This window comes from Chengkuizengella axinellae (assembly GCF_030730905.1).
In the GTDB taxonomy this organism is placed as follows: domain Bacteria; phylum Bacillota; class Bacilli; order Paenibacillales; family KCTC-33759; genus Chengkuizengella; species Chengkuizengella axinellae.
Map to the genome: position 1 here is coordinate 94511 of NZ_JAVAMP010000001.1, position 12164 is coordinate 106674.

Here is a 12164-nt window from a genome sequence, read left to right on the forward strand (position 1 = left end):
GAAGGGTTTCACTAAATGCTTACGTCTAAATGAATAGTTACGTAACAACAAATCTTTCCATTATAAAAAACCGGCAGGTGATAATAAATGAAAAATGTTTTAATTTTATCAGAAGGTTTTGGTGCAGGTCATACACAAACTGCAAATGCGATAGCAAAAGGTTTAAAACAATCTAATTCTAATATACAAACACATGTATTGGAGCTTGGTAGTTCGCTTCATCCATTTCTTGCTCCAGTTATTTTAAAACTTTATAAACAAACGGTTTTTTCTCATCCAAAGTTATATGGAAAACTATATCAAACACAAAATAAAAGGGTTACTAAACGTGCTGCTCAACTAGCACTGCATAAAATTTTTTATACTGAAGCGTATGAACTTATTCAAAAATATAATCCAGAGAAGATCATCTGTACCCATCCATTTCCAACTATGGTCATATCCAGACTCAAACGATTAGGTCTAGATATCCCTCTAATTACAGTTATAACAGATTATAATTTACATCAGGCTTGGCTGACTAAAGAATGTGACACTTATTTTATATCCAATTCAGAAATGAAAGATAAAATGATTCAAAATGGTATACCAGCTAGTAAAATTGTAGTTTCAGGCATCCCAGTAGATCCAGATTTTATGACCTCTTATAGTAAACAAACCATTCGAAAAAACTTTAATTTAGAAAAAATGCCCACTGTATTAGTGATGGGTGGTGGATGGGGAGTGCTCAATTACGAAGACTTATTAAATGAGCTATTGTTTTGGAAGGAAAAAATTCAAATTATTATTTGTTTAGGTAATAATGAAAAGGCACTGAACGAATTATCATCAAATTCTCTTTTCCAACATCCAAATATTAAATTACAAGGTTTTACTAAAAATATTAATCAATTAATGGAAGTCTCTGATTTATTAATTACGAAACCTGGAGGAGTCACTTCAACAGAAGCGATAGCCAAACAATTACCTATGTTATTTTTCAATCCAATTCCGGGTCAAGAAGAAGAAAACTGTAAATTTTTCGTAAAGAATAATTTGGGTATGAGAATTAATACATTTGATCAATTAAATGAACGACTAAGTCAATTGATTACAAATAAAATCAAAAATTCGGAGTTTATTGCGTCAAAATATGAATATAATGCTAATCAATGTATGGATCAGATTAACCATTGTGTGCAGCAAAAAGTCGTTTAAAACTTTTTTCTAATTGTTTTCGTTATAGTATGTGCAGGGTATTGGACAGTGACCTTCGTCTATTAATATGAGAAAACAAAAGGAGCTAGTCAGACATGGTAGTAAAAAAGATACTGATTTTAACAGAAGTCGTTACATTAAGTGTTGCGTTATCGATTATTACTTTTGCAGTATCCTTAAACTAATTCTTAGAAGTGTTCTAAGAAGTAAAGTTTGTTAAAGAAAATGGTATGCAAGGTTGGTATTTACTAGACTTTAAGGCATAAAGGAACGATCATCAATGAATAAAGGACTTAGAATTATAAGATATTATTTTATTCGTTTGTTTCGCTTGAAAAGCGGTACTTCAAAGATTTCTCTTGGGTTTTCGTTAGGTTTTATTCCATGTTGGTTCCCGACCTTTGGCATTGGAATTATGATATCTATTGCTCTAGCAAAATTATTTAAAGTGAATATAGTATCCTCGATGATTGCCGCTTCTTTAGGCGCTTTCGTTTGGCCCGTATTATTTTTCTTAGATTATCAAACAGGCACTTTGATATTTTCAAGCTCATTGAAGGATGCTGGATCTTCATTTGTAGTTGGAGCCATATTGAACAGTTTTATATTTATGTTGATTTCATACGTTGTATTTTATAATATTTTTAAAAAATATCGATTGTTTTTGTTAGATAAATTAAGAAGTAAAACGAAAACGATTAGAAACATAACAAAAGTGAATGTAGCACGGTCCCCCAAAAAAACAAAGGAAACAATGTAAAAAAACACCATTGAATGGTGTTTTTTTATGTATATATACTTGAAGCATTTATTCTTTATTTTGTTGTTTCTGCTGTAAAAACTCCTTGCCATATTCCCCGTGATCATGAATATTGGCATGCTCAACTTGAATGGTTGTATGTGTGATCCCATATTTTTCTTTTAGTGTTTCATTAGCGGCTAAAATAACACAAAATGGCTGGATGTTTTCATCTATGAAAACATGAGCTGTTAAGGAATAATGTTCAGTGGAGATTGCCCATAAATGCATTTCATGAACATCTTCAACCCCTTCGACTTTACTTATTTCTGTACGGATTTCCTCTAAATCAAACTTATTAGGTACAGATTCCATAAGTATAAAATAAGACTCGCGGATAATTTTAGCTCCTCCGGTAAAAATAATACCACCAATAACTAAACTGATTAAAGGATCAAAAAAGACTAAACCTGTAAAATAAATTAATATAGCGGAAACGATAACCCCTAAAGAACTTAACAAGTCCCCAATGAAATGCCACAAAGCACTCTGAACATTTAAGTTTTCTTCTTCTTTAATACTTCTGCTTAAAATAAAAGTTAAAACAACATTCACTATAAAACCGATGATTGCAATGATAAGCATAAGTTGAAAATTAATTGGCTCTGGATTAATAAACCTTCTAATCCCTTCTATAAAAATACCAATGGCAATGACGGCAAGTGCTAATCCATTTAAAAAGGAAGCAACGATTTCAAAACGAAGGAAACCAAAGGTATACTTTGAATTTGGCGGTCTTGTTGCTAAATAAATAGCTGTCATGCTCAAGCCTAGAGCAAATACATCTGAAATCATATGTGCAGAATCAGATAATAAAGCTAGTGAATTCGACCATATGCCTCCGATAATTTCTACAATAGTAAAAAATAAAGTAATGAATAAAGTCGCCCATAATGTTTTTTTAGATTTAGATTGCTCTTTGACATGCGCGAGATGGTGATAATCATACATATAATATCATCTGCTTTCGTAATTTTTTTCAGTGACATAACTATATCATAAGAAAAAAATTAGGGGAATACTTGTTTTATGATATTATTGGGTTAATTTAGGCTAATGTGCCGTGGAAATATTTTCAATTCTTGAATAGAATGATATAATTAATCTTAAATAATAATGATTTAAATTAAGCTTGCATAGGTTGAAATAAGAATTAGTGCTGCTATCTCTATAGATGGCAGCTTTCGTCTTTTATTGGACTGTTTTGCAATTGATTATTCTTCTCATTGATCGAAATGGAGGCGTGAAACAAATGAATGTAGATTTAAAAGCATTATCTGAAAAAAGACAATCAAATCAGCGCAGTAAATTGAAAGCTATATATGTTAATTTAATTCCTCATATTCAATTAATTGCAGCTCTTTTAAGTGGGGTTTTCATTGTTACAGGTTGGATTTTATCTGATTTATTTTCATCTACAGCTATTATGTTCTTTGTAATTGCCTACTTAGTTGGTGGATATCAAAAAGCAAAAGAAGGTATTCTAGATACGATTAAGGACAGAAATTTGAATGTAGAAATGCTGATGATATTTGCGGCAATAGGATCAGCAATCATAGGCTATTGGATGGAAGGTGCAATTCTGATTTTTATATTTTCTTTAAGTGGTGCACTTGAAACGTATACTATGAATAGAAGCAACAGAGAAATTTCAGCTCTGATGGAGCTTCAGCCTGAAGAAGCTTTGATCGTAAAAAATGGTACTGAAACTAAAATTCATGTATCTATGCTAGTTCCTGGTGATGAAATCCTCGTAAAACCTGGGGAAAGAATGCCAGCAGATGGTTTCATTATTCGAGGACAATCCACTGTGGACCAATCGGCAATTACTGGAGAGTCCCTTCCAGTCCAAAAAAAGTTGAATGATGAAGTATTTTCAGGAACAGTAAATCTTCAGGGGTCTATTACCATTAAAGTCACTAAATTAAACAAGGAAACTCTTTTTCAAAAAATTATTCAGCTTGTACAAACTGCACAAAGTGAAAAGTCACCATCACAATTATTTATAGACAAATTTGAAGGCATATATGTAAAAGTAGTGATTGCAGCCGTTTCTTTAATGATGTTCATTCCTCATTATGTATTGGATTGGACATGGAATGAAACGATATACCGAGCCATGATTTTATTAGTTGTTGCCTCTCCTTGCGCCCTTGTTGCGTCCATCACCCCAGCTACTTTATCAGCGATATCCAACGGAGCCAAATTAGGAATACTCTTTAAAGGTGGGGTTCATATCGAAGGGCTTTCAAAAATTAGAGCTATAGCATTAGATAAAACAGGTACCTTAACAAAAGGGGAACCAGAAATTACAGATCTCATTCTTCGAGAAGGGATATCTCAAGCGGATTTTTTAATTTATACTGCTTCCATTGAAAATCATTCTACTCACCCTCTAGCACAAGCGATAGTCAATTATACCAAATTAGAGAAACAGCTTCAGTTATTACAACCTGATTTCATTGAAGATATTCCAGGTCGAGGTGTCACAGGAAAAGTGAGTGATAGAGAATGGAAAATAGGAAATGCTGAATTTGTAGGGGATGATATTTCTAAACAATTTTTGAAAATGAATCATAATAAGTTTACTAAAAGTGGGAAAACACTTGTGTTTATAGCAGATTATCAAGGAATTGTTGGTGTCATAGCTTTAAAGGATCGGATAAGGGAGCAATCTAAAGAAGCGATTCATGAGTTTAATAAGTTGGGAATATATACTTTTATGCTCACAGGCGACGATGAGGATACAGCTAGAACCATATCAAAAGAGATGTCGGTAGATGGACACATTTCAAGATGTTTGCCAGAAGATAAATTAAAACATGTAAAGGAATTAAAAAAACGTTATGAAAATGTGGCAATGGTAGGTGACGGAATTAATGATGCACCTGCGCTTGCTAGTGCTAATTTAGGGATTGCAATGGGAACAGGGACAGATGTTGCTTTAGAGACAGCAGATATTATATTAATGAAAAATGATTTATCTAAAATTCCTAAAGCAATATATTTATCTAAAAAAATGAACAGAGTGATAAAACAAAATATTGTGTTTTCATTGGCTGTCATTGGGATTTTAATATGCTCTAATTTTTTGCAAATCTTAGATTTGCCTTACGGAGTTATCGGACATGAAGGAAGTACAATTTTAGTGATTTTAAATGGATTGCGGTTGTTAAAATTGAAATAACAGTTAGATTAACTTTCCCTTATTTAGTGTAGATAAGCAAACTGGATAAGGGAGAGAAGTAGAATGGACAAATAAAAAATGTTTGTTTTACATATTATCTGAATAGGATTGACAAGAAGAATAAATCTGAATTATGATTATTATATTCTTAATAACAACGTTGTTAATTAAACAATATAGAAAGGGGAAAACAAACAATGCAAAAGCACCAAACTCAAGCAAAATCGAAATTTAGTTCACCACTTGAATGGGGTGAAGCGGCTTGTAACTCTATAATGAAGACCTACCAACCAGAACAACTTCCTCCTGCAAATCGTTGGCATTATCACCAAGGAGTTTTTCTTTACGGAATGTTGAAATTGTGGGAGCAGAATCAAGACTATAACTTGTTTCAATACGTCAAGGGATATGCAGATCACTTAATTGATGCACAAGGGAATTTCTTATTTAACAGAGCTGAGTTAGACTCCATACAAGCTGGGGATATTTTATTTTCTCTTCATAAACAAACAGGTGATGATCGTTATCGCTCAGCGGCAGATAAGCTTCTATCCTTATTTGAAACTTTTAATCGTACATCTGAAGGTGGGTATTGGCACAAGGATAGATATCCGTATCAAATGTGGCTAGATGGTTTGTATATGGGTGGTTCCTTCGCCATGTTGTATGCGAAGTATTATGGTAAAACAGAATTATATGATATGGTCCTTGAACAAGAAAAGTTGATGCGTAAACATACGAAGGATGATCAAACGGGATTATATCACCATGCTTGGGATGAAAGTAAGAAAACACCATGGTCAGATTCAGTAACAGGTAAAGCGGCAGAGTTTTGGGGTAGAGCCATTGGGTGGTACATATTTGCATTAACAGATTTTCTTGATCTATTGCCTGATAATCATACTGGCAGAAGTGAAATTCAACAGACTTTAAAGGATGTTATATCTGCTGTGATAGAGGTTCAGGATGTAGAAACTGGATTGTGGTATCAGGTTGTTGATAAAGGGGGTCACAAAGATAATTGGCTTGAAACGTCGTGTTCTAGTTTGTTTGTTTATGCCATCGCGAAATCTATTAATAAAGGGTATATTGATTCAACATATAGAGAAGCTGCAGTAAAAGGATTTGATGGATTAATTTCTAAAATGTATTTTAATGAAAAAGGCCAATTTATCATGCCTGATATATGTGTAGGTACCGGTGTTGGAGATTATCCACACTATATAGGAAGAGAAAAATGTGAAAATGATTTACATGGTGTGGGCTCATTTGTTTTGTCATGTGTAGAGATGAATAAGTTAACTTCTTCCTAAAAGTATCTCCACTTCATTTTTATGGATGAATATCCCTCAAAAAAGTAGAGTTTTAGAACTTTTTATATACTTTTATGGGATATTCTTTCATTGACACTGTTTTATAATTCTACCTATTATATAATAAGATACATGAAGGAAAATAGATGAAATCGATTTGTAAACGCTAACATAATATTGTACCAAATAGAATAATGGGAAGATTTGATACTATACTTAGAAAGTTAATAACTCAGGAAACAGCTTGATAAACAAATAGAAAAAAGGGGTTTTCATATGAAGAGAAAGAGTTTATTAACGAAGTTGATCATATTCGGATGTATTTTAAGTATAATTCCTGTCCTGTTTGTTGGAACATTTTCATATATACAGTCATCTAAACAAGTTCAAAAACAAATTAACTTAGGTGAAATTCAATACATAAAACAATTAAATTTAAATATAGAACAAATTTTTGTAACCTTAAATCATACATTAAACAACCTGATTGATTCTACAGTGATGGAACAAGCACTGCATAGTGATTTGAATTACAGAGAGTTTCAACTATACAATAATTTAAGAAAAGAGATTAGCCATTTACAATCTTTTGATTCAAAAGTATCGGATGTTGTTATATTAAGTAAAGAAGAGGATTGGCTTGTCAAAAATTCTGGTTTATATCGACTAAAGGATCACGATGATTACAATAAGTACATGGAGTTCTTTGAATTAAATGCAAATTCCAATTGGGAATTGCTTAATTCTAACGATTTTTCGGATAATTTTTTTAATGCTAGTTGTGAATATTCTATTAGTTTAGTGAAAAAATTGCCAGTTAGGGCATCAAATAAAGATGGATTGGCTTTTGCACATATTCCTACTTGTAGTATTTCTGAAATGATTACTAAGGAACGTGAATTTGATAAAGTAATGATAATAGATGATAGTAACCGTATTCTAGTACATGAAGAACAAGATATGATTGGTAAGTCATTAATAGAAACCACTTATTTTAATGAAGAAATTGATTTTGATCAGAACTCTGGACAATTTCATTTGACAGTTGACAATCATGAATATACAGCCACTTATTATAAATCAGATTTCAATGGATGGATTTATCTTTCTGTAGTATCCTTAGATAATTTGACAGTGGAATCGAAGAAAATAGGTTGGTTTACTATATATATCTGTGTTTTTATTATTTTGATTTCTATATTATTCGTTTGGTTAACAACTAGAAAACTGTACTCCCCGATTGGAAAGTTAATTCAATTCGTTCAAGAACGTTTACCTAATGAAAATGAAAAACCGCAAAGTGAGCTTCAATTTATTGAAAAACATATGCAAGAATTATTTTCCTCCAATTCAAAACTTGAAGATGAGATTCGAGATCATAAACAGCAGGTACGTTCCTTATTTATAAGCAGATTATTAACAGGAAATATTCGTTCTTCAGAAATGACTGGTAAGTTAGAGTACTTTGGATTACAGGAGAGGGTACACCTGTGGAAAAGAATTGCGATGTTATCTGTGCAAATAGATTCAATTGAAAATACAAGATTTGAAAATAAAGATGTTGATTTACTATACTTTGCTATTTCAAATATCGTTGAAGAGATTATTTCAAAGGACAATCGTTTACCGTCTGTTTGGATTGATCAAACCCTGTCTGTTTTAGTTGGATTTGAAGTTGAAGATATAAAATTAAACAATGACAGAATATATAAATTAACAGAAACGATACAAGGACATATTTGGGTTTATTTGGGTTTATCCGTAAGTATAGGGATCAGCTTAATGTATGAAGACATAAGTTTCGCTCCAAGAGCTTATCAAGAAGGGCTGGAAGCGTTGAAACATAGGATAAAATTAGGCACTGGTGTTATTATCCGTTATGGTAATGTAAGTTCTACAAATCATTCTATTGTGATTCAATATCCACAGATTCCGGAAATGGAACTTCTAGATGCGATCAAACTTTCTGATCAAGAAGAGGCCATTACACAGTTGAACAGTTGGATGGATATCGTATTTAATCAATCCCAAACTCTAAATGAATATCAAGTATATTTAATGAGATTGTTAAACAATATAATGATTATGATGCAGGAAGCTAGTATCCCATATGAACAAATTTATGGGCGAAGAACCCCACCTCATGAGGAATTATTAAAATTGCAAGTTCGTGATGATGTTGAAGATTGGTTTAAAAATAGATTAGTGCTTCCACTGATACAAATATTTGGAGATAGAAGAGATTCCTTATATCAAAATCTTTCTGAGGAAATGATTGATATGATTCATACACATTATGATAAGGAGCTAACATTAGAAGAATGTGCTTCTAAATTACATTACAATGCGAACTATTTAAGTAGTGTATTTAAAAAAGAAACAAACTCTACTTTCAGTGAATACTTATCTAATTATCGTTTTAGAATGGCAAAGCAGTGGTTATTAACATCTGAGATGACAATTAAAGAAATAGCGGATCGATTAAAATATAATAATTCCCAAAACTTTATACGATCGTTTAAAAAACAGGAAGGAATGACACCAGGACAATATCGTAAAAAGTACAAGGATTAACATTTATCCCGTATCAACAATTCTTAAGGTATAGTAACCATAATCATTTTATTAGATTAGTCTATAAACCATTGCAAATAAGGCGTTTTTACAAGAAAACGAATGTACACATGAGAATGTGATTATATACGAAATGAAAAGAGTGAGATTATGATTATGTTGTAAAATCAAAAAAATGGAGGTCGAAACATGAATAAAGTGAAAAAAATTCTCACTCCAATCAGCGTATTAGCATTATCTGTTGGTTTATTCGCAGGGTGTCAAAGTAGTACTCAAGAAGCTGATCCGTCACCAAAAGAAAGTACAGAAGAAAACACTACAACAGAAAGTAATACAGAAACTGAAGAAGTAAAAGATCCAGTTAGCATTACAATTATGGCTCCATTAAAAGAGCCAGAGACTCCGCCAGATCTACTATTAAATGAGATAGAAAAGATGACAAATACAGAACTAGAATATCAATTTTTCCCTGATGAGAACTATGAGGAAAAATTAAATACTTCCTTAGCTACAGAAAGTTTCCCGCAGGTTGTTTATTTGAAAAACGCAAATTCATTTTTATTATTTAAAGAAGCGATACGTGATGAACAGTTTTGGGAACTAGGACCTTACTTAAGCGAGTTTGATAACTTGAGCAAATTGAAGGAAACAACTTTAAATAATACAAAAGTAGATGGGAAATTGTACTCTCTATATGTAGGCAGACCATTATCACGTGCTGGGGCTATTTATCGTCAAGATTGGGCAGATAATCTGGGGATAGATTCACCTACGAATGTTGATGAGTTATATGAAATGTTTAGAGCTTTTACTGAAGATGATCCTGATGGAAATGGTTTGGACGATACATTTGGACTTACTGACCGAAATGATCTTGTATACGGAGCATTTAAAGCAGTAGCCTCTTGGCATGGAGCACCTAATAACTGGGGAGAAAAAGACGGTCAACTGTTACCTGAATTCATGTTTGATGAATATATCGAAGCAATGGATTATATGAAGAAGGTACATGAAGCTGGTTACATGAATCAGGATTTCCCTGTTACAAGTAAATCGGATCAAAGAAACCTTTTCTATAATGGTACTGCAGGTGTGTATATCGGTACGATGTCTGATGTAAGTACAATCAATAATGAAACAACGAAGAACTTCCCAGATGCAGTGATGGATGTTCAAAACTATATTGAAGGTCCGGATGGTAAGTTCGGTACTTGGTCTGCACCTGGATATGGGAACCTTGTTCTTTTCCCGAAATCATCTGTAAAATCTGAGGAGGAACTGAAAGAAATTCTTGGGTTCTTTGATCAAATGATGTCAGCAGAGATGTCAACGTTGATGTACTGGGGAATTGAAGGTGAACACTATGAAGTAATTGATGGTAAAGCTTCTGCGTATGCTGATAAAAAAGATCAAATTAAACGTGAGGTTAAGGCATTTAAGGACAGTGTGATTGGAGAAGTAGCAACAAGTGGAAGGTTAGATGGATATTATGAGTTACCTGCACGTATTAAAGCTGAAGAAATGATCATTGACAATAACGATTATCTAATATTTGACCCAGCAGCAGCTTTAGATTCCGATACGTACGCTGAAAAAGGTGCTAGACTTCAAGATTCAATTAATGATGCAACGTATAATTATATTTTAGGAGAAATTGACCGTGCTGGTTTTGAACAAATAGTGAATGAATGGAAACAGAATGGCGGAGATGACATCATCCAAGAAATTAATGATGCTCGGAATGCTTTAAATTAATATTAATCTACTAGAAACGAACCTTGCTCTTTTGATGAGTGAGGTTCGTTTTTTTTACTTGCATTTTAAGAATTTATAAAAAATTTAATTGAATAAAGTATAAGTGCAACTACCCCTCTGTCTTCACCTATAAGGCTTTTCAATCGGCGAGTTTTCTTTAAAGGAATCGACTTCATTTTCTAGGGTAATGTTAATGCAACTAATCATTATCTTAGATCACCATGGAATAATTACTCTAAACCCTTGATATAACAAGGTTTATGGGATGATGATTATAGACGTTATTTCTATTTCTAATGTAAATTGATTTGTATAGAGAATAAATATGCAGAAAGGAAGAGGGCAATGAGTGACATCCATTTAAATAGTGATATCCAGTTTAAACAAAAAGCTCCCTTAAAGCAGAGAAAAACAGGTTCAGAACGTTGGAGACGGATAAAGAGAAATAAGCTGCTTTATTTAATGATTTTACCAGGTGCCTTATTTTTTATTACTTTTAAATATGTACCGATGTACGGTTTGGTGATTGCGTTTCAAGATTATAAACCTTATAAAGGGATTTCAGGAAGCGAATGGGTTGGTTTTGAGCATTTTAATACTCTATTTAGTGATCCGCAGTTTTGGCAAATTTTTGCGAATACATTGATTTTGTTTGGATTGAATATATTATTCTTTTTTCCAATTCCGATAATATTAGCATTAATGTTAAATGAAGTACGCCATTCTCTTTATAAACGAACGATTCAAACTCTCGTATACATCCCCCATTTTATGTCTTGGGTTATCATTGTTTCTATCAGTTTTGTAATGTTAACACTGGATGGCGGTCTAATTAACGATTTGATCGTATGGATGGGTTTTGAAAAAATTAATTTTTTATTAAGTCAAGAATGGTTTAGACCGATGTATGTGCTTCAAGTCATATGGAGGGAAGCAGGTTGGGGAACAATTATCTACTTAGCTGCAATCGCTTCAATAGATCCTCAATTATATGAGGCAGCTCGAATGGATGGGGCTAGCAGGTTGAGACAAATATGGCACATCACTTTACCGTCGATCCGCAACGTCATTATTCTGTTACTTATTTTAAAAATTGGAGATATTTTAGAGCTTGGATTTGAACATGTATATTTGCTTCTAAATCCAGTCAACAAAGAAATTGCAGAGATATTTGACACATTTGTATATACTGCTGCATTAAAAAATGGACAATTCAGTTATGGTACTGCTGTTGGATTTTTTAAATCCTTTGTAGGGTTGATTATGGTTATGGCAGCGAATAAACTTGCTAAAAAATTTGGTGATGAAGGTTTATATTAAAGTGGACTTTTTGAACAAC

The 12164-nt window shown here is 32.7% G+C and carries 8 protein-coding genes; 7 read left to right on the plus strand and 1 reads right to left on the minus strand.

Annotated elements, in window-relative coordinates:
* Nucleotides 1-87 precede the first annotated feature (87 nt).
* Together Q5Y73_RS00610 and Q5Y73_RS00615 are read left to right on the plus strand one after the other, a co-directional pair.
* Nucleotides 88-1197 (plus strand): MGDG synthase family glycosyltransferase, encoded by a 1110-nt coding sequence (locus tag Q5Y73_RS00610; RefSeq protein WP_305989913.1) that lies wholly within the window; start codon nt 88-90, stop codon nt 1195-1197.
* Nucleotides 1198-1477: 280 nt separating this feature from the next.
* Nucleotides 1478-1957, plus strand: coding sequence for a DUF2062 domain-containing protein (locus Q5Y73_RS00615; protein WP_305989914.1), 480 nt, complete (start codon nt 1478-1480; stop codon nt 1955-1957).
* Between the two features lie 48 nt (nt 1958-2005).
* Here Q5Y73_RS00615 and Q5Y73_RS00620 read toward each other — a convergent pair whose 3' ends face one another.
* Nucleotides 2006-2947 (minus strand): cation diffusion facilitator family transporter, encoded by a 942-nt coding sequence (locus tag Q5Y73_RS00620; protein WP_305989915.1) that lies wholly within the window; start codon nt 2945-2947, stop codon nt 2006-2008.
* Nucleotides 2948-3248: 301 nt separating this feature from the next.
* On the opposite strand from Q5Y73_RS00620, the gene Q5Y73_RS00625 reads away from it, so the two are divergent.
* The 5 genes from Q5Y73_RS00625 to Q5Y73_RS00645 all read left to right on the plus strand — a co-directional run bounded on the left by Q5Y73_RS00625 (nt 3249) and on the right by Q5Y73_RS00645 (nt 12145).
* The gene (locus Q5Y73_RS00625; protein WP_305989916.1) at nt 3249-5183 is read left to right on the plus strand and encodes a heavy metal translocating P-type ATPase; all 1935 of its coding nucleotides are present in this window, start codon (nt 3249-3251) and stop codon (nt 5181-5183) included.
* Between the two features lie 197 nt (nt 5184-5380).
* On the plus strand, nt 5381-6496 hold the full coding sequence (locus tag Q5Y73_RS00630) for a glycoside hydrolase family 88/105 protein (protein WP_305989917.1): 1116 nt from the start codon (nt 5381-5383) through the stop codon (nt 6494-6496).
* Between the two features lie 276 nt (nt 6497-6772).
* Nucleotides 6773-9070 (plus strand): AraC family transcriptional regulator, encoded by a 2298-nt coding sequence (locus Q5Y73_RS00635; protein ID WP_305989918.1) that lies wholly within the window; start codon nt 6773-6775, stop codon nt 9068-9070.
* Nucleotides 9071-9259: 189 nt separating this feature from the next.
* Complete coding sequence (locus tag Q5Y73_RS00640; RefSeq protein WP_305989919.1) at nt 9260-10825, plus strand: extracellular solute-binding protein; 1566 nt, start codon at nt 9260-9262, stop codon at nt 10823-10825.
* 345 nt (nt 10826-11170) lie between these two features.
* Entirely contained in the window at nt 11171-12145 is a 975-nt protein-coding gene (locus Q5Y73_RS00645) for an ABC transporter permease (RefSeq protein WP_305989920.1), read from the plus strand.
* Nucleotides 12146-12164: the final 19 nt, after the last annotated feature.

Bases quoted from the DNA above. Each gene is read 5' to 3' on its own strand.
- Q5Y73_RS00610 (WP_305989913.1), top strand. From the start codon at position 88: ATGAAAAATGTTTTAATTTTATCAGAAGGTTTTGGTGCAGGTCATACA.
- Q5Y73_RS00615 (WP_305989914.1), top strand. From the start codon at position 1,478: ATGAATAAAGGACTTAGAATTATAAGATATTATTTTATTCGTTTGTTT.
- Q5Y73_RS00620 (WP_305989915.1), bottom strand. From the start codon at position 2,947: ATGTATGATTATCACCATCTCGCGCATGTCAAAGAGCAATCTAAATCT.
- Q5Y73_RS00625 (WP_305989916.1), top strand. From the start codon at position 3,249: ATGAATGTAGATTTAAAAGCATTATCTGAAAAAAGACAATCAAATCAG.
- Q5Y73_RS00630 (WP_305989917.1), top strand. From the start codon at position 5,381: ATGCAAAAGCACCAAACTCAAGCAAAATCGAAATTTAGTTCACCACTT.
- Q5Y73_RS00635 (WP_305989918.1), top strand. From the start codon at position 6,773: ATGAAGAGAAAGAGTTTATTAACGAAGTTGATCATATTCGGATGTATT.
- Q5Y73_RS00640 (WP_305989919.1), top strand. From the start codon at position 9,260: ATGAATAAAGTGAAAAAAATTCTCACTCCAATCAGCGTATTAGCATTA.
- Q5Y73_RS00645 (WP_305989920.1), top strand. From the start codon at position 11,171: ATGAGTGACATCCATTTAAATAGTGATATCCAGTTTAAACAAAAAGCT.